Raw genomic sequence first — 18,606 nt, 5'->3', positions numbered from 1 at the left:
TCCTCCCGGATCCGGATCGGACACCACCGACGACAAGGTCCGACACTCCGGCCGAACTCCCATCAACCATGGCATTACGACCAAAAGGAGGCATCTTGAAGCAAAAAACAACGCGAAAGAGGCCCGACCGAAATCCGGTCGGGCCTCACACGTCACGCTCAAGCACACTTCTGCCGACGTCCCAGCGGACGTCGAGCGCGCGGCAGCCTCAGGCGGCCACCACGTCGACGGCCTCGGCGGGCGCCTTGATGGTCACGCGCTCGGGTGGCACACCCGTCACGGAGACCGTGTTCAGCATTGGACGCACTGGGGCGGGCACCGGCTCGCGCACCGTCTCACCGGCCGCCGCCGACGCGGCCAGTTCGGCAAGTGCGAGTTCGTCGCTCACTTCACGCATGAGCTCGGACATCCGTACGTCCAGCGCGTCGCAAATCGCGGAGAGCAGCTCGGAGGAAGCCTCCTTCTGCCCCCGCTCCACCTCGGAGAGATAGCCGAGCGAGACTCGGGCGGACGAGGAGACTTCGCGCAGAGTACGGCCCTGGCGCTGGCGCTGCCGACGCAGCACGTCACCAAGCAGGCGACGGAGCAGAATCATCGGTGGCTCCCTCCTCGGACCGCGTAACCGCATCCTTCACGCCCCACCGTACCGCCTTGTGCCGCGGCCGTGCGGGGAGCGATGTCGTGTTCACTCATGGCTGCAAACATCAATTCCCCCCGTTCTGTTCCGTATCCTGTGCTCGCACATTTTCGATCAGTTCGTCTGCGAGCAGTTCGAGCACGCTCCGTACGCTTTCCTTACGGATTTCCGTACGGCTGCCGTTCAACCGCAGCCCGGCGACTTTCCCAGGTTCCGGAGCGCCGCCACGGCGAGGACCGGCCACCGCGACGTACACCGTGCCGACCGGCCGGCCGTCCTGCGGACCGGGCCCGGCGACGCCCGTGGTGGCGATCCCCCAGTCCGCGCGGAGCGCCCGGCGCACACCCCGCGCCATCGCCTCGGCCACCTCGGGGTCCACCGCCCCGCGCTCGGCCAAGAGGGTGCCGTCGACCCCGAGCACCTGCTGTTTCAGCTCGGTCGCATAGGCGGTCACGGAGCCGCGGAACACCTTCGAGGCCCCCGGCACCGCGGTGACGGCGGCCGCCACCAGGCCCCCGGTCAGCGACTCGGCGACGGCGAGCGTCTGCCCGCGCTCCCTCAGGAGCCCAAGCACCACGGCGGCCACATCCTGCGCGGGCGGCTCCGCCACGGCCACTTCCCGTGCCGCCACTTTCCGCGACGCCACTTCTCGCGCCGCCCCTTCCCGCACCGCTTCCTGCCCGGCCGATGCCCGCTCGGCTCCCCGCCTCGCGGCTTCCTGCTGCGCGGCCGTTTTCCCGGCAGTCGGCCTCCCGGCCCCGCCACCGGCCCCGACCGCCCGGCTCACGCGTCCTGCTCCCGCTCGTCCCGCGCGGTCGTCTCCTCCTGCCGCCCGCGCCGCCGCAGCACAACCGCCTGCTTCACATAGTCGAGCCCGGTCGCCACGGTCAGGACAACGGCCACAGCCATCACCCAGAACCGCAGCGTGGCCAGCGGCCCGGTCAGGGCCAGGATGTACATCCCGACCGCGATGCCCTGCGAGAGCGTCTTGAGCTTGCCGCCCCGACTGGCCGGAATGACCCCGTAACGAATCACCCAGAACCGCAGCAGCGTGATGCCCAGCTCCCGCCCGAGAATCACGCCCGTGACCCACCACGGCAGATCGCCGAGCCAGGAGAGGCAGATCAGCGCGGAACCCATGATCGCCTTGTCCGCGATCGGGTCCGCGATCTTGCCGAAGTCGGTGACCAGGTTGTACGCACGCGCCAGATGGCCGTCGAAGAGATCGGTGATCATGGCGACGGCGAAGGCCGCCCAGGCGAACGCGCGCCAGGCCGGGTCGTACCCGCCGCCCCCGAGCATGAGCAGCACAAAGCCCGGTACCAGCAGCAGCCGCACCATGGTCAGGATGTTCGCGATGTTCCACAGGCTGGCCTGATTGACGGCCGCAGCACCCAGCTTGCCGCCGGGTGCCGGGTTCCGCCCGGTACCACCCGCCGCGGATGCCGGGACTCCGGTCATCTGCCCGCCTCCTCAGAGCCTGCGCCACCGGCCGCGCCGGTCACACCGGCCAGCTCGGCCGCGCCGTCCAGCCGCTCGACCACCAGGTCGACACCCAGCGTGCCGATCACCTTTGCCTCGACCATACGACCGACAGTCAAGCCCGCCCCATCGGCGAACACCACCTGGCCGTCCGTCTCCGGCGCCTGGTGCTCGGCCCGCCCAAAAGCACCGTCCTCGCCATCCAGGGACTCCACAAGCACGCTCACGGTGTCCCCGACCCGCTCCTCGGCCCGCTGCGCGGTCAGCTCCTCGGCGAGCCGGGAGACCCGCGCGAGACGCTCGGCGACGACGTCCTCGTCCAGCTTGTTCTCGTACGTCGCGGCCTCGGTGCCGTCCTCGTCGGAGTAGCCGAAGACCCCGATGGCGTCGAGCCGCGCGCCGTTCAGGAACCGCTCGAGCTCGGCGACGTCGTCCTCGGTCTCGCCCGGGAAGCCCACGATGAAGTTGGACCGGACCCCGGCCTGCGGCGCCTTGGCCCGGATCTGGTCGAGCAGCTCCAGGAACCGGTCGGTGTCCCCGAACCGCCGCATCGCCCGAAGCACCCCGGGCGCGGAGTGCTGGAACGACAGATCGAAGTACGGCGCGACCTTCTCGGTCGAGGTCAGGACGTCGACCAGCCCCGGCCGCATCTCGGCGGGCTGCAGATAGCTGACCCGCACCCGCTCGATCCCGTCGACCGCCGCCAGCTCCGGAAGCAGCGACTCCAGGAGCCGGATGTCGCCGAGGTCCTTGCCGTACGAGGTGTTGTTCTCGGAGACCAGCATGATCTCCTTCACGCCCTGCTCGGCGAGCCAGCGGGTCTCGTTCAGTACGTCGCTGGGACGGCGCGAGATGAACGAGCCGCGGAAGGACGGGATGGCGCAGAACGAGCACCGCCGGTCACAGCCCGAGGCCAGCTTCACGGACGCCACCGGGGACGAACCCATACGGCGCCGCAGCGGCGCACGCGGCCCGGACGCCGGGGCAAGCCCCTCGGGCAGGTCCGCCGGCGCCGCGCTGTCGGGTTCCTGAGCGTGCCCGGGCAGCGCCACACCGTCCGCGCCGCCCTGCCGCTCGACGGGGCTCAGCGGCAGCAGCTTGCGCCGGTCGCGCGGCGCGTGCGCCTCGACGCTGCCGCCGCTCAGGATGGTCTGGAGGCGGCCGGAAATGTCCTGGTAGTCATCGAAGCCGAGCACCCCGTCGGCCTCGGGCAGCGCGTCGGCAAGTTCCTTGCCGTACCGCTCGGCCATGCAGCCGACGGCGACCACGGCCTGCGTACGACCGTGATCCTTGAGGTCATTGGCTTCGAGGAGGGCGTCGACGGAGTCCTTCTTGGCGGCGTCGACAAAACCACAAGTGTTCACGACGGCGACATCGGCGTCCTCGGCGTCCTCGACGAGCTGCCAGCCGTCCGCCTCCAAGCGGCCTGCGAGCTCCTCCGAGTCCACCTCGTTACGGGCGCAGCCAAGTGTGACGAGAGCGACGGTACGGCGTTCGGGCATAGGGGCAAGCGTACTTTGTCCCCGCCCCGGCCCCCGCCGCGAGGTGTTCCGGAACGCGTTCGGGGCCCGCACCCCTGTGGGCGCGGACCCCGATCGAACGGCGGGAGCTAGCCGACCTGCGGCTCGCCGTTGTCGTCCTTGGTGTACGAGAGCCGCTCGACCTGGCCGGTCCGGAACTTGTCCCCGGTCTCCTTGCCGTTCACGTACAGCTTGATCGCGCCCGCGTTGCCGAGCACGAGGTCGATCTTCTCCTTGTCCGTGAACGACTTGGACTCGCCCGGCTTGAGCAGCCCGTCGAAGAGGATCTTGCCGTTGTGGTCCTTGGCCGAGATCCAGCTGCCGGGCGGGTCCTCGGCTTGCACCATCACGGTGACCTTGTCCTTCGGGGCGCCCGCGATGGCGCTCTCCTCCGGGTCGGGCTTGGGGTTGGTCGGCTTGGGCGGATTCGGGTTGGTCTCGGGCTTGCCGGCCGACGGCGCGCCCTCGGCCACCGGGTTGTTCGCGCCCTTGCCGGTCTCGCCGCCGCCGAACATCGTGAAGCCGACGAAGCCGATCACGGCGACGATGGCCGCGACCATGGCCGCGGTCCAGTTGGGTCGGCGCGGTTCGGGCCGGATCCGCTCGGCCTCGAACAGCGGCGCCGCGGGGGTGGGCTCGGGCCGCCCGCCGTGATCGTCGTCGAACTGCTCGAGCAGCGGCGCCGGATCGGTGCCGACGGCGCGGGCGATCGTCCTGATGTGCCCGCGGGCGTACACGTCGCCGCCGCAGCGGGAGAAATCGTCCTCCTCGATCGCATGCACGATCGGGATGCGCACTCGCGTCGCCGAACTGACAGCGTCAACGGTGAGCCCCGCTTGGATGCGGGCCTCCTGGAGGGCACGGCCGACCGAAGGCCGGTCGTCCTCGACCGGAGCATGGTCGTCCTCGACCGGGGTGTGGTCGTCTTCGACCGGAGCGTGGTCGTCCGCGACCGGAGGATGGTCGTCTTCGGGGATCGAAGGGCGGTCGTCTTCAGGGGAGTTGCCGATGGACACGAGTGCGCCTTTCGAGCGTGTAGCCACCTGCTGGACGTTCAGTCTAGAGGGGGTACGAAAGGGTGGGGCAAGCGGGCGGATGCAGTTTGTACGCCATCGGAATGGCCGGACATCCCGACAGTGGGACAACCGCCCGTCTCCCTCTCCAACTTGACGTACGCCAAAGGGAAACGGTTGCTTGCCTGCCGAATCCTTACGCCCCTACCCAGAAGTCTCCCCGCGGATCACGGCGAGCACTCCATCCAATTCATCCGGCTTGACGAGGACGTCACGGGCCTTGGAGCCCTCACTGGGCCCCACGATGCTCCGCGACTCCATGAGGTCCATCAGGCGGCCCGCCTTGGCGAAGCCGACGCGGAGCTTGCGCTGGAGCATCGAGGTCGACCCGAACTGGGTGGACACCACCAGCTCGGCGGCCTGACACAGCAGGTCGAGGTCGTCGCCGATGTCCTCGTCGATCTCCTTCTTCTGCTTGGTGCCTACGGTGACGTCGTCCCGGAAGACCGGGGCCATCTGGTCCTTGCAGTGCTGGACGACCGCGGCCACCTCGTCCTCGGTGACGAACGCGCCCTGCATACGGGTCGGCTTGTTCGCGCCCATCGGCAGGAAGAGACCGTCGCCCTTGCCGATCAGCTTCTCGGCGCCGGGCTGGTCGAGGATGACGCGGCTGTCGGCGAGCGAGGAGGTGGCGAATGCGAGCCGGGACGGCACGTTGGCCTTGATGAGGCCGGTGACGACGTCGACCGAGGGGCGCTGGGTGGCGAGGACCAGGTGGATACCGGCGGCGCGGGCCAGCTGTGTGATGCGCACGATGGCGTCCTCGACGTCCCGCGGGGCCACCATCATCAGGTCGGCCAGCTCGTCGACGATGACGAGGAGATACGGGTACGGCTGAAGCTCCCGCTCGCTGCCCTCGGGCGGCTTCACCTTGCCGTTGCGGACGGCCTCGTTGAAGTCGTCGATATGGCGGAATCCGTACGCCGCGAGGTCGTCGTAGCGCAGATCCATTTCGCGTACGACCCACTGGAGCGCCTCGGCGGCCCGCTTCGGGTTGGTGATGATCGGCGTGATCAGGTGCGGAATGCCCTCGTACGCGGTGAGTTCCACCCGCTTGGGGTCGACGAGCACCATCCGGACGTCCTCCGGCGTGGCCCGCATCATCACCGAGGTGATGAGGCAGTTGATGCAGGACGACTTGCCGGAGCCGGTGGCACCGGCGACGAGGATGTGCGGCATCTTCGCCATGTTCGCCATGACGTAGCCGCCCTCGACGTCCTTGCCGAGCCCGACGAGCATCGGGTGGGCGTCCCCGGCGGCGTCCGCGAGGCGCAGCACATCGCCGAGGTTGACCATCTCCCGGTCGGTGTTCGGAATCTCGATGCCGACCGCGGACTTGCCCGGGATGGGGCTGATGATGCGGACGTCCGGGGAGGCCACGGCGTACGCGATGTTCTTGGTCAGCGCCGTGATCTTCTCGACCTTCACGGCGGGCCCGAGTTCGACCTCGTACCGCGTGACCGTCGGGCCGCGGGTGAATCCGGTGACGGCGGCATCGACCTTGAACTCGCCGAAGACGTTGGTCAGCGACTCGACCACGGCGTCGTTGGCGGCGCTGCGGGCCTTGCCGGGGCCGCCGCGTTCGAGCAGGTCGAGGGAGGGCAACGCGTAGGTGATGTCGCCGGAGAGCTGGAGCTGTTCGGCGCGTGGCGGCAGGTCGCGCGGGGCGTCGGGGGCGGCCTTGGTCAGGTCCGGCACGGAGTCGGAGACGGCGCCGCGGCCGGAGCCGGTGTCTCCTGAGCCGGTGCCGCGAGCGCCCGGGACCGGTGTCGGCGTGGGCTCGGGCCGCTCCACGGAGACGCCCTGCGTGAGGTCGGCGACCAGCGGCGATGGCGGCATGCCGTGCATCACCGCCCCGTCGAGCGCGGCCGCGGCGGCGGCCGCCACGTCCACGGCGTCCTGCGGCCGCTCGGCGGCGGGCCGGGTGCTTGACCGACGCGGCTTGCGTCGCTTGGTGAGCGCCTCTTCCTCGGCCTTGTCGGGGTCGTACGCGTCCGGGTCCCCGTCGGCGTCCTGGCCGCCGCGTCGCCGGGAGCGCCTGGGGGTGGGCGTGGGCAACGCCTCGCGCCACTGCTGCTCGTAGCGCACGTCGTCCTCGGTGAAGTCGTCGGTCTCCGGGGCGTCCTGGACGATGCCGAGTCTCCGGCCGAGTTGGCGCAGGCGCTGCGGGATGGCGTTGACGGGGGTCGCGGTGACGACGAGCAGCCCGAAGACGGTGAGCAGCACGAGGATCGGTACGGCGAGCACCTCGCCCATGGTGAAGATCAGCGGCCGGGAGACGCCCCAGCCGATCAGTCCGCCCGCGTCCCTTATGGCCTCGCCGCCCTCGCCGCGGCCTGGTGCGCCGCAGGCGAGGTGGACCTGGCCGAGTACGCCGAGGAGGAGCGCGGACAGGCCGATCACGATCCGCCCGTTGGCCTCGGGCTTCTCCGGGTGCCGGATGAGTCGTACCGCGATCGCGCCGAGCAGCAGCGGCACGAGCAGGTCGAGCCGTCCGAAGGCGCCGGTGATCAGGAGCTCGACGAGGTCGCCGACGGGGCCGCGCAGCTGCGACCAGGTACCGGCGGCGACGATCAGAGCGAGGGCGAGGAGCAGAAGTGCGAGCCCGTCCTTGCGGTGCGCGGGGTCGAGGCCCTTGGCGCCGCGTCCTATGCCGCGGAAGAGCGCGCCGACGGTGTGCGCGACGCCGAGCCAGCAGGCGCGCGCCACTTTGTAGACGCCGCTGGTCGGGTTGGGTGCCGGTGCGGGCGCGGGCTTCTTGGCCGCCGCCTTCTTGGCGGGGGCCTTTTTCGCCGGGGCTTTCTTCGCGGGTGCCTTGCCGGCCACGGCCTTCTTAGCCGGAGCCTTCTTGGGGGCCGCCTTCTTCGCGGGCGCCTTCTTGGCTGCGGACGGACGTGAGGCCATGAGGGTGAGGTTACCGGGGGAGGCGACAGCGGACACGTGTGCCTACCGCTTCACCCATTCGTGTCGCCCTTGCGGTGACGCGCAACTGACGTGGGTTCAGCAGTACGTGGCGGTGCGGGCGGCGGCAGTGCGGTACGGATCGCGGGGTGCCCGTGGGGGTGTTCCCAGGGGCCTGCTGCCGTGCTGCCCTGTCCGTCCGGTCAGTTCTGCGAGGGCACCGAGGGAGCGCCGGTGCCGGGCTCCAGGGCGTCAAGGGCCCGGCGCAGTCCGGTGAGTTTGCGTTCGAGATGGGCGGCCGTGGCGACCGCGGCGGCGTCCGCGGCATCGTCACCGAGCTGCTTGGAGAGCGCCTCGGCCTGCTCCTCAACGGCGGCGAGCCGCGCGGAGAGTTCGGCGAGCAGCCCGGCCGACTCCTTGGTCTCGCCGACCGGCGTCTTGCCGCCGCCCTCCAGCTGGAGCCGCAGCAGGGCGGCCTGCTCCCGGAGTTGGCAGTTCTTCATGTACAGCTCGACGAACACCGAGACCTTGGCGCGAAGTACCCACGGGTCGAAGGGCTTCGAGATGTAGTCGACGGCGCCCGCCGCGTACCCGCGGAAGGTGTGATGTGGGCCATGGTTGATCGCGGTGAGGAAGATGATCGGGATGTCCCGGGTCCGCTCGCGTCGCTTGATGTGCGCCGCGGTTTCGAATCCGTCCATTCCTGGCATCTGGACGTCCAGCAGGATGACCGCGAAATCATCCGTGAGCAGCGCTTTGAGCGCTTCCTCCCCGGACGATGCCCGCACCAGCGTCTGATCGAGCGCGGAGAGGATCGCCTCCAGCGCAAGCAGATTCTCCGGCCGGTCATCGACCAGGAGGATCTTGGCCTTCTGCACCATGGCCCGTCCTCCTCGCCCCGGCATGGGGCCTCCCCTGTCCGCAGGACTTGGGGAGGCGCCGTTCGCCGCCCCTGGGGACGACTCCGTCTCGCCGCCCATCCTTGTGCCGGTCATGGTAGCCGCACCCCGCTCGTCGCCACACCCTGTCACCGTCATGTCACGGCGCCCGTAGCAGAAACGTAGTGGGAGACCAGAAGGTTCCCCGAATCCGGGGCCTGTACACGACTTCGGCCACGTTCTGTCAGCAACCGCCTAGAAGTTGTCCGCAATGTGGTGTCCGATGTCACTCTCCGCTCATCCATCGCTCCATGACCGAGAGCAGGTGATCCGGATCGACCGGCTTCGTTACGTAGTCGGAAGCACCGGACTGGATGGCCTTCTCGCGGTCGCCCTTCATCGCCTTGGCGGTGAGCGCGATGATCGGCAGCCCGGCGAACTGCGGCATCCTGCGGATCGCCGTAGTCGTCGCGTAACCGTCCATCTCCGGCATCATGATGTCCATCAGGACGAGCGTCACATCGTCGTGCTGCTCCAGGACTTCGATGCCTTCCCGGCCGTTCTCCGCGTACAGGACGGAGAGGCCGTGCTGCTCCAGGACGCTGGTGAGCGCGAACACATTGCGGATGTCGTCGTCGACGATCAGCACCTTCTCGCCACCGAACTGGAACGTCCGGTTCTCCTCGGGCTCCGTCTCCGCCGCGGGCGTCCACTGCTCCTGTGCGGGCGACGCCGCCCCCGACTGCCCGGGCAGCGCGGCCCTCGGCTCCGGGGCGGAGATGCCCCGGCGACGGCGCCGGAACAGCGTCCCGGGCGCGGACTGCGGCTGCGACCGGTCCGCCTGCGGCTGCGCGGCGGGTTCGGGCGCGGAGGCGGGCGCGGAGGTGGCGCTCTCCGCCGCTCCCGGCGACTCCTCCTCGGCGGGCGCCTCGGGCAGCGCGGGCCGCTCCTGCGCAGCGCCCAGCTCGGCCGGTGCGGACAGCTCCGGCGGCGCGGCCGCGAGGCTCGCGGCGGCGATCGGCGGGAGCTGGCTGTAGCCCTGCGGCGGGAGTTCGCTGGGGTGCAGCGGCAAATACAGCGTGAAGGTGGAGCCGCGGCCCGGCTCGCTGGCCGCGTGGATCTCACCGCCGAGCAGCCGGGCGATCTCCCGGCTGATCGACAGCCCCAGGCCCGTACCGCCGTACTTCCGGCTCGTCGTCCCGTCGGCCTGCTTGAACGCCTCGAAGATGACCCGCATCTTGCTGGACGCGATGCCGATCCCGGTGTCCGTGACCGAGAACGCGATCAGATCCGCGTCCGCCTCCTGAAGCGAGCCCGCCTCGAGCAGCTGCTCCCGAATGCCGTCCGGCACATCGAAGCTGGCCGGCCGGATCACCAGCTCGACGGCGCCGCTGTCGGTGAACTTCACCGCGTTGGCGAGGAGGTTGCGCAGGACCTGAAGGAGCCGCTGCTCGTCGGTGTTGAGCGTCGCGGGCAGCTCCGGCGAGACCCGTACGGAGAAGTCGAGACCCTTCTCCGCGGTGAGCGGCCGGAACGTCGCCTCCACATAGTCCACGAGCTGGACGAGCGCGATCCGCGTCGGCGAGACGTCCATCTTGCCCGCCTCGACCTTGGAGAGGTCGAGGATGTCGTTGATCAGCTGGAGCAGGTCCGAGCCCGCGCCGTGGATGGTCTCGGCGAACTCCACCTGCTTCGGCGAGAGGTTGCCCTCGGCGTTGTCGGCGAGCAACTTGGCCAGGATGAGCAGCGAGTTGAGTGGCGTACGCAGCTCGTGCGACATGTTCGCCAGGAACTCGGACTTGTAGCGCATCGAGATCGCCAGTTGCTCGGCGCGCTCCTCCAGGACCTGCCGGGCCTCCTCGATCTCGGTGTTCTTGACCTCGATGTCGCGGTTCTGCTGCGCGAGCAGCTCGGCCTTCTCCTCCAGTTCGGCGTTGGAGGCCTGGAGCGCCTTCTGCCGGTTCTCCAACTCGGCCGAGCGCTCCCGCAGTTGCTCGGTGAGCTCCTGCGACTGCCGCAGCAGCACCTCCGTCTTGGTGTTGACGGAGATGGTGTTGACGCTCGTCGCGATCATCTCGGCGATCTGGCTGAGGAAGTCCCGCTGGATCTGCGTGAACGGCTGGAACGAGGCCAGCTCGATCACGCCGAGCACCGTGTCCTCGAAGATCACCGGCAGCACGATCACCTGCGCGGGCGGGGCTTCGCCAAGGCCGGAGGAGATCTTCAGGTAGCCGGTCGGGGCGTTCTCCACCAGGATCGTGCGCCGCTCCTTGGCGGCGGTGCCGATCAGCGTCTCGCCGGGGGCGAAGGAGGTCGGCATCGAGCCCATGGAGTAGCCGTAGTTGCCGAGCATGCGCAGCTCGTACGCGTCGTTGTCGCCGGTGGCGCCGATCTCCTGGCTGTCGTCCGTGGGCAGCGCGAGGAAGAACGCGCCGTGCTGCGCGGAGACCACCGGGGTCAGCTCGCTCATGATCAGGCCGGCCACGTCCTCCAGGTCGCGGCGGCCCTGCATCAGACCGGAGATCCGGGCGAGGTTGCCCTTGAGCCAGTCCTGCTCCTTGTTGGCGAGCGTGGTGTCGCGCAGGTTGGCGATCATCGTGTTGATGTTGTCCTGAAGGAGCTCGATCTCCCCGGACGCGTCCACGTCGATCTTGAGGTTGAGGTCGCCGCGGGTCACCGCGGTGGCGACGGCCGCGATGGCGCGCACCTGCCGGGTGAGGTTTCCGGCCATCTCGTTCACGGACTCGGTGAGATCGCGCCAGGTGCCGTCGACATCCCGCACCCGTGCCTGGCCGCCGAGCTGGCCCTCCGTACCCACCTCGCGGGCCACTCTGGTGACCTGCTCGGCGAACGAACTCAGCTGGTCCACCATCGTGTTGATGGTGGTCTTGAGCTCCAGGATCTCGCCGCGCGCCTCGATGTCGATCTTCTTGGTGAGGTCGCCCTTGGCGATCGCCGTGGTGACCATCGCGATGTTACGGACCTGGCCGGTCAGGTTGGAGGCCATGCCGTTCACGGACTCCGTCAGGTCCTTCCACGTACCCGATACGCCGGGTACGCGGGCCTGGCCGCCCAGGATGCCGTCGGTGCCCACCTCGCGGGCGACGCGGGTGACCTGGTCGGCGAACGAACTCAGCGTCTTCACCATGGTGTTGACGGTGTCGGCGAGCTGCGCGACCTCGCCGCGCGCCTCGACCGTGACCTTCTTGGTCAGGTCGCCGTTGGCGACCGCCGTCGCGACCTGGGAGATGTTCCGCACCTGGCTGGTGAGGTTGTTCGCCATCAGGTTGACGTTGTCGCTGAGGTCCTTCCAGATGCCGGTGACGCCCGGCACCCGGGCCTGGCCGCCCAACTGGCCCTCGGTGCCCACCTCGCGGGCGACGCGGGTGACCTGCTCCGCGAAGGCGGAGAGCTGGTCGACCATCGTGTTCACGGTGGTGACGAGTTCGAGGATCTCGCCCTTGGCGTCGACGGTGATCTTCTTGGAGAGGTCGCCCATGGCGACCGCGGTGGTGACCTCGGCGATGTTCCGCACCTGCATGGTCAGGTTGTTGGCCATGCCGTTCACGGACTGCGTGAGGTCCTTCCAGGTGCCGGAGACGCCCTGCACCTCGGCCTGGCCGCCCAGAATGCCGTCGGTGCCCACCTCACGGGCCACCCGGGTCACCTGCTCGGCGAACGCGGACAGCTGGTCCACCATCGTGTTGAGGGTGTTCTTCAGCTCCAGGATCTCGCCGCGCGCATCCACGTCGATCTTCTGCGACAGGTCACCGCGGGCCACCGCGGTCGCCACCTGCGCGATGTTCCGCACCTGCGCGGTGAGGTTCCCGGCCATGCCGTTCACCGAATCGGTCAGATCGCGCCACACACCGGCGACGCCGGGCACCTGCGCCTGACCGCCGAGCCGTCCTTCTGTACCCACTTCGCGGGCCACCCGGGTCACCTGGTCCGCGAACGCGGACAGCTGGTCGACCATGGTGTTGATGGTGTTCTTCAGCTCCAGGATCTCACCGCGCGCATCCACGTCGATCTTCTGGGAGAGATCGCCCCGGGCCACCGCCGTCGTGACCTGAGCGATCTGACGTACCTGTGACGTCAGGTTCCCGGCCATGAAGTTGACGGAGTCCGTGAGTTCCTTCCACGTACCACTGACGCCGTCCACCCGGGCCTGGCCGCCGAGCCGTCCTTCTGTACCGACGTCCCGGGCCATCCGCGTCACCTGGTCGGCGAAGCTGGAGAGCTGGTCCACCATCGTGTTCACGGTGTTCTTCAGCTGGAGCATCTCGCCGGAGACGTCGACCGTGACCTTCTGCGACAGATCACCGTTGGCGACCGCCGTCGTCACCTGCGCGATGTTCCGCACCTGACCTGTCAGGTTCCGGAAGGCCGTGTTGACGGAGTCCGTCAGGTCCTTCCACGTACCGGCCGCGCCCTGCACCTGCGCCTGGCCGCCCAGCTCACCCTCGACACCGATCTCCCGCGCCACACGCGTGACTTCGGAACCGAAGGCGGAGAGCTGGTCCACCATCGTGTTGACGGTGTTCTTCAACTCCAGCATTTCACCGGCGACATCGACGGTGACCTTCTGCGACAGGTCACCGTTGGCGACCGCGGTCGTCACCGTGGCGATGTCCCGCACCTGGGTGGTGAGGTTCCTGAAGACCGTGTTCACCGAGTCGGTGAGGTCCTTCCAGGTGCCCGCGGCGCCCGGCACATTGGCCTGACCGCCCAGCTGCCCCTCGGCGCCGACCTCGTTGGCCACGCGCGTGACCTCGTCCGCGAACGTCCGCAGCGTCTCGGTCATCTGGTTGATCGTCTCGGCGAGCTGGGCGACCTCGCCGCGCGCGCTCACCGTGACCTTCCGGGACAGATCACCGTTCGCGACCGCCGTCGTGACCTCGGCGATGCCGCGCACCTGCGCGGTCAGATTGCCGGCCATCAGGTTCACCGAATCGGTGAGGTCCTTCCACACCCCGGCCACACCCGGCACCTGCGCCTGGCCGCCGAGCTCGCCCTCGGTGCCCACCTCGCGGGCCACCCGGGTCACCTCGGAGGAGAACGACGACAGCTGGTCGACCATCGTGTTCACGGTGTTCTTGAGCTCGAGCATCTCGCCGGCCACGTGCACCGTGACCTTTCGGGACAGATCTCCCTTCGCCACCGCCGTCGTAACGAGAGCAATGTCACGGACCTGAGCGGTCAGGCGGTACGCCATCGTGTTGACGGAATCCGTGAGGTCCTTCCACGAACCGGACATTCCGCGCACCCGGGCCTGCCCGCCGAGCTTGCCCTCCGTACCGACCTCGCTGGCCACCCGGGTCACCTCATCGGTGAACCGGGACAGCTGGTCGACCAGGTTGTTGACCGTACGGCCGACCTTCAGGAACTCCCCGCGCAGCGGATGCGCCGCCGTACCGTCCGGACCCGGCGCCTTGAGCTCCATGCGCTGCTCCAGGTCGCCCTCGGCGACCGCGGAGAGCACCCGGCCGACCTCGGAGACCGGCCGCACCAGATCGTCGACCAGCGCGTTGGACGCGTCGATCGCCGCCGCCCAGGACCCCTCGGCCGCCCCGTGATCGAGCCGCTCCGTGAGTTTTCCCTCACGTCCGACCATCCGCCGCACCCGCGACAGCTCGCTACTGAGGTGCAAATTTCGGTCGGCGACCTCGTTGAAGACGGCCGCGATCTCCGCCATGACGCCGTCCGACGAGACGGTCAGCCGCTTGCGGAAATTGCCGTCCCGCATGGCCACGAGGGCGGCGAGCAGCCGGTTCAGGGCCGCGGTATCCACCGCGGTGGTTCCCTTCCGCTGACTGCTCCGGGACGGTCCGCCCTTCGCGCGCGTGCCGGTGCCGCGCGCTGCCGCGCCAGACTCCACTGTGTCCCTCCCGCAGGGGTCGACCACTTGCCGGTTCGCTCAGGCTTTCCTTGTGAGCCTGCCCAGTGTTTCACCATGCCGGAACCAGGCCATAACAGTTCGGCAGCTTTGCACAGCGTCCCCGTACCCTCCGGGCGGAAACACTGTCGACCGGCATCCGCATGGACGGCGAAGGTAAGTAACCTGGCATCTGGCTGTCCAACCACCCCGGTCCGGCCGGGCTGGGCGGTGGCACGTGAACGACAGGCATCGGAGGGGCGGCCGGCAGCATGAGCAGGGGAGAACCAGGCGTCGACACTCAGACTAGGAGCTCTGTGATCACCGCGCGGGCGGCTGCCTCCTTCGACCCGGTCGGGCGCTCCGTAGCGACCGCCCGCAGCTTTGTCCGCGACACCCTTCACGGGTGGGGCTATTCGGACATTGTGGACGATGCGGTTGTTTTGACAAGTGAGTTGGTCACCAACGCCGTCGTGCACGCCGGTACGACGGCGGACGTGCTCTGCCTCCGCCTCGGCGACGCCGTACGCATCGAGGTCGCCGACCGCTACCCGGAACGCGAGATCCCGCTCCAGCAGTCCCCGCGCACCATGGGCAGCCCGGACCGCGAGGGCGGCCGCGGCCTCCAGCTCTGCGCCGCGCTCGCGGCCCGCTGGGGTGTGGAGTACACCTCCACGCACAAACAGGTCTGGTTCCAACTCGATCTGCCCGAACGCCCGGTAGGCACCCGCTCCGCGGGCCCCGCCCTCAGCACCGACCTGCTGCCGCTCGCCGACCCCCGGGTACGCGTCGCCGTCGTCCAGGTCGACAGTGGCGGCGCCATCACGGGCTGGAACGACGACGCGGAGACGGTCTTCGGGTACGCCGCCGAGAAGGTCACCGGGCGCCCGCTCACCGACCTCGCCGCCTGGCCGCACACCCCCGGCACCGGCACCGGCATCGCCGAGGCCCTGCACCTCTCGCGCTGGGAGGGCAGTTACGGCATCCGCGGCGCCGACGGCCGCGTCATTCCCGTCTACGCCTCGCACCTGCGGGTGCGCGACACCGACGGCGAACCCTCCACGGTCTGCCTCCTGGTCCGCGACCACGAGCGCGCCGTCCTGCAGAGCCCGACGCGCGGCCCCGCCCCGGACGCCGCCACGGTCCCGGAACAGGGCTCTGTGGGCTCTGCGGACCCGTTCGACGCCTTCATCGGCTCGCCCGCCCCGGACGACCTGGACGGCCTTCTACAGCGCACTGTGGAGCGCGCCCGCGACATGCTCGACGGCGACGCCGCGTTCCTGCTGCTCGCCACGGACGACGAGACCGAGCTGGAGGTGCGCGCCTCCACCGGCCTCCCCTCGGCCCGCCAGCGGTTCGCCCGCGTCCCCGTCGAGGCGGGCACCGGGCGGTACGGCTCGGCCCGCATGCCGTCCGTACACGAGGACCTGACGGTCGTCCCGGGCGCCGCCCCGCTGCTCAACGGCACCGGAATGCGCTCGGTCGTCACGGTCCCGCTGAAGGTCGAGGGCCGCCTCACGGGCTCACTGGGCGTCGCGGCCGAGTCACCCAGCCGTTACTCCAACGAAGAAGCCCTGCGCCTCCAGTTCGCCGCCGACCGCATCGCCCTGGCCGTCGAGTCGGCCCGTCTCGGTGAGCTGGAGCGCCTGCGCCGGGGCTCGCTGTCCTTCCTCGTAGAGGCATCGGATTTGCTCGCGGGCACCCTCGACCGCGACCAGACGCTGGCCCTCATGGCCCAGATGACGGTCCCCACCCTCGCCACTTGGTGCGCTGTCTATACGATCGCGGACCAGTCCTCGGAGCCGTATCTCTCGTACGTTCTGCACGAGGACGAGGAGCGCATCGACGGCCTCAAGGCCCTCCTCTCCCGCATCGCCCCGCCGGACCCGGTCCCGGCGCCCGGCGCGCGCGTCTGGAGCGCACCCTCGGAGGCCGCCCACGAGGCCGCCCTGCGCTCCTCCATGCGTAGCCTCGGCCTCGCCGAGCCCGCCCGCCTCGGCGGCGGCATCGGCGCCACGCACGCGACGGCCTCCGCGGTCGGCGGCGAGACGGTCGTGCTTCCGCTGGTGGCCCGCAACCGCGTCATCGGCATGCTCACCCTCGGCAAGCCCGCCGAGGAGCACTTCCGCCAGGAGATCCTCGAACTCGCCGAGGACCTCTCCCGCAGGGCCGCCCTGGCCCTGGACAACGCCCGCCTGTACTCGGAGCGCATGGCGATCAGCCAGTCCCTCCAGCGCAGCCTCCTGCCGCCGGGCCTCCCGCCGATCCCGGGCGTCGAGGTCGAGGTCATCTACCGCGCCGCCGGCGAGGGCAATGAGGTGGGCGGCGACTTCTACGACGTCTTCCCCATCCGCGACGGCGCGTACGGCTTCGCGATCGGCGACGTCTGCGGTACGGGCCCGGAGGCGGCGGCGGTCACGGGCCTCGCCCGGCACGCGCTCCGGCTCCTGGCCCGCGAGGGCTTCGGCGGCCCGGCGGTCCTGGAGCGCCTGAACGCCGCGATCCTCGACGAGGGCGCCCGCAGCCGCTTCCTGACGCTCCTGTACGGGGAGTTGTGGCCCCAGGAGGACGGCTCCGCCATCCTGAAGATCGTCTGCGCCGGGCACCCGCTCCCGCTCCGCCTGCGCCAGGACGGCACGGTCGAGCCGTACGCCGAACCCCAGCCGCTCCTGGGCGTCATGGACGACCTGGAGCTCTACGAGCAGACGGTGACGCTCGAACCGGGCGACGTCCTGCTCTGCGTCACCGACGGCGTCACGGAGCGCCGCGAGGGCACCCGCATGCTCGGCGACGACGGCCTCATCGAGGTTCTGACGACCTGTACGGGCCTGACGGCGGGTGCGGTCGCCGCCCGCATCATGCGCGCCGTGGAGCGCTTCGCCACGGACGCCCCGTCGGACGACATGGCCATCCTGGCGATGCGCGTCCCGGAGACCCCCCGGGACTGACGGACCAACTGGCCGCCCACCAACGCGCGCAACGCGAAAAGGCCCCGCCCGGATCACCGGGCGAGGCCTTCTTGTCTCTGAGCCCCCAAGCGGAATCGAACCGCTGACCTTCTCCTTACCATGGAGACGCTCTACCGACTGAGCTATAGGGGCCTGTCGCCTTGCGCGGTTTCCCGCGCGGCAACGGGATAGATCATACCCCGTGTTGCCCCGTGGTCCGAACCAGCGTCCGGCCGGGCAGCGACGCCTAGAAGGCAGGCTGAAGCAACCCACCGAGAGCGTTGCAGGCATGCACCATCCGCTGAAGGTCACGCCGCGTCAGCTCGGCCCCGATGGGCAGCGCCAACGTTTCCTCGGCGGCCCGCTCGGTCTCGGGCAGGACGACGTGCCGCCGGTACTGCGGAAGCCGGTGCACGGGCGTCTTCACCGGAACCTGGCAGTCAACTCCCTTGGCTCGTATGGCGCGTGCGAACGCGTCCCGGTCCGGACGTCCGTTGCCGGGAACCCTTACGACGTACTCCTGGTAGGTGTGTCCGGCGGCCTTCTCGGGCGTCATCACGCCGCGGAGCCGGCCGTCGAGGTACGCGGCGTGCACGCGCCGTCGTGCGGTCTCTTCGGACGTGGACGTAGTACGGGCTTCGCCGCGCTCGAGCAGCAGCAGGCCGTGGCGTCGGCCCACGGCGCCCAACGCGCCCATGTCCGCGGGGCGTCCGAAGCGGTGTACGGCGACGACGGCCGCGGTCCGTGCGGTGACCGCGTCGGCCACGGCGGCGGCGTCCAGGCAGTACGTCGACGGGTCGATGTCCGCGAAGACCGGCAACGCCCCTGCGCTGACCACGGCTTCGGCCACCTCGGCGTTGCCGTAGGCCGGGACGATGACCTCGTCGCCGAGTCCGACACCGGCTGCCTTGAGCAGTCCAACAGTCTCCATGCTGGGGATGTTGGGGGCGCAACGTGAACACGAGGTGACGCACAACAAAAAGACGCCGGTCCCCGAACCGAAGTTCGGGAACCGGCGTCCATCAAAATTAGTTCGGCGGCGTCCTACTCTCCCACAGGGTCCCCCCTGCAGTACCATCGGCGCTGTAAGGCTTAGCTTCCGGGTTCGGAATGTAACCGGGCGTTTCCCTCACGCTATGACCACCGAAACACTATGAAACTGAACTACCGCACCACACCGTGACCATGGCATGGGGTTGTTCGTGGTTTCAGAACCAACACAGTGGACGCGAGCAACTGAGGACAAGCCCTCGGCCTATTAGTACCAGTCAACTCCACCCCTTACGAGGCTT

General features: G+C 69.6%; 10 protein-coding genes, 1 tRNA gene and 1 rRNA gene. 1 reads left to right on the top strand and 11 read right to left on the bottom strand.

All coding sequences use genetic code 11. The annotated features are described in order from the left end of the window. Window positions 1-208: 208 nt before the first annotated feature. The 8 genes from ACWD10_RS08580 to ACWD10_RS08545 all read right to left on the bottom strand — a co-directional run bounded on the left by ACWD10_RS08580 (window position 209) and on the right by ACWD10_RS08545 (window position 14,369). Window positions 209-595 (bottom strand): helix-turn-helix domain-containing protein, encoded by a 387-nt coding sequence (locus tag ACWD10_RS08580; protein ID WP_451088385.1) that lies wholly within the window; start codon window positions 593-595, stop codon window positions 209-211. Window positions 596-704: 109 nt separating this feature from the next. Continuing rightward, window positions 705-1,223, bottom strand: a complete 519-nt coding sequence (locus ACWD10_RS08575; protein ID WP_451088791.1) for a CinA family protein — start codon at window positions 1,221-1,223, stop codon at window positions 705-707. Window positions 1,224-1,420: 197 nt separating this feature from the next. Continuing rightward, on the bottom strand, window positions 1,421-2,098 hold the full coding sequence (gene pgsA, locus ACWD10_RS08570; protein WP_451088384.1) for a CDP-diacylglycerol--glycerol-3-phosphate 3-phosphatidyltransferase: 678 nt from the start codon (window positions 2,096-2,098) through the stop codon (window positions 1,421-1,423). Beyond that, a complete protein-coding gene (gene rimO / locus ACWD10_RS08565; protein WP_451088382.1) occupies window positions 2,095-3,621 on the bottom strand; it encodes a 30S ribosomal protein S12 methylthiotransferase RimO in 1,527 nt (508 codons plus the stop codon). Before rimO ends, pgsA begins: the two co-directional genes overlap by 4 nt. 107 nt (window positions 3,622-3,728) lie before the next feature. Further along, the gene (locus ACWD10_RS08560; RefSeq protein WP_451088380.1) at window positions 3,729-4,655 is read right to left on the bottom strand and encodes a helix-turn-helix domain-containing protein; all 927 of its coding nucleotides are present in this window, start codon (window positions 4,653-4,655) and stop codon (window positions 3,729-3,731) included. A gap of 201 nt (window positions 4,656-4,856) precedes the next feature. After that, window positions 4,857-7,616 carry a DNA translocase FtsK gene (locus ACWD10_RS08555; RefSeq protein ID WP_451088378.1) on the bottom strand — a complete coding sequence of 920 codons (2,760 nt, stop codon included), beginning with the start codon at window positions 7,614-7,616 and terminating at the stop codon, window positions 4,857-4,859. 200 nt (window positions 7,617-7,816) lie between these two features. Then, window positions 7,817-8,494 (bottom strand): response regulator, encoded by a 678-nt coding sequence (locus tag ACWD10_RS08550; protein ID WP_451088376.1) that lies wholly within the window; start codon window positions 8,492-8,494, stop codon window positions 7,817-7,819. A 283-nt stretch (window positions 8,495-8,777) separates the two neighbouring features. Beyond that, the gene (locus ACWD10_RS08545) at window positions 8,778-14,369 is read right to left on the bottom strand and encodes a HAMP domain-containing protein (RefSeq protein WP_451088374.1); all 5,592 of its coding nucleotides are present in this window, start codon (window positions 14,367-14,369) and stop codon (window positions 8,778-8,780) included. A 269-nt stretch (window positions 14,370-14,638) separates the two neighbouring features. Between ACWD10_RS08545 and ACWD10_RS08540 the strand changes: the two genes are divergently transcribed. After that, window positions 14,639-17,314, top strand: coding sequence for a SpoIIE family protein phosphatase (locus tag ACWD10_RS08540; RefSeq protein WP_451088372.1), 2,676 nt, complete (start codon window positions 14,639-14,641; stop codon window positions 17,312-17,314). Window positions 17,315-17,394: 80 nt separating this feature from the next. Here the strand turns inward: ACWD10_RS08540 and ACWD10_RS08535 are convergent. From ACWD10_RS08535 to rrf, 3 genes are all read right to left on the bottom strand, one after another. After that, window positions 17,395-17,467: transfer RNA gene (locus tag ACWD10_RS08535), tRNA-Thr, on the bottom strand. A 94-nt stretch (window positions 17,468-17,561) separates the two neighbouring features. Beyond that, a complete protein-coding gene (locus tag ACWD10_RS08530) occupies window positions 17,562-18,245 on the bottom strand; it encodes a DegT/DnrJ/EryC1/StrS family aminotransferase (protein WP_451088370.1) in 684 nt (227 codons plus the stop codon). A gap of 100 nt (window positions 18,246-18,345) precedes the next feature. Further along, window positions 18,346-18,462, bottom strand: a 5S ribosomal RNA gene (rrf, locus tag ACWD10_RS08525). Window positions 18,463-18,606 lie beyond the last annotated feature (144 nt).

It is taken from the genome of Streptomyces sp. NPDC002851 (assembly GCF_053591935.1).
Note: the sequence above shows the minus strand (reverse complement) of the source record. Positions and strands in the feature narration are given on the sequence as shown.

What these genes read in the sequence shown, in the direction of transcription:
- ACWD10_RS08580 (WP_451088385.1), bottom strand. Translation starts at nt 595, where the DNA reads ATGATTCTGCTCCGTCGCCTGCTTGGTGACGTGCTGCGTCGGCAGCGC.
- rimO (WP_451088382.1), bottom strand. Translation starts at nt 3,621, where the DNA reads ATGCCCGAACGCCGTACCGTCGCTCTCGTCACACTTGGCTGCGCCCGT.
- ACWD10_RS08530 (WP_451088370.1), bottom strand. Translation starts at nt 18,245, where the DNA reads ATGGAGACTGTTGGACTGCTCAAGGCAGCCGGTGTCGGACTCGGCGAC.
- ACWD10_RS08540 (WP_451088372.1), top strand. Translation starts at nt 14,639, where the DNA reads ATGAGCAGGGGAGAACCAGGCGTCGACACTCAGACTAGGAGCTCTGTG.
- pgsA (WP_451088384.1), bottom strand. Translation starts at nt 2,098, where the DNA reads ATGACCGGAGTCCCGGCATCCGCGGCGGGTGGTACCGGGCGGAACCCG.
- ACWD10_RS08555 (WP_451088378.1), bottom strand. Translation starts at nt 7,616, where the DNA reads ATGGCCTCACGTCCGTCCGCAGCCAAGAAGGCGCCCGCGAAGAAGGCG.
- ACWD10_RS08550 (WP_451088376.1), bottom strand. Translation starts at nt 8,494, where the DNA reads ATGGTGCAGAAGGCCAAGATCCTCCTGGTCGATGACCGGCCGGAGAAT.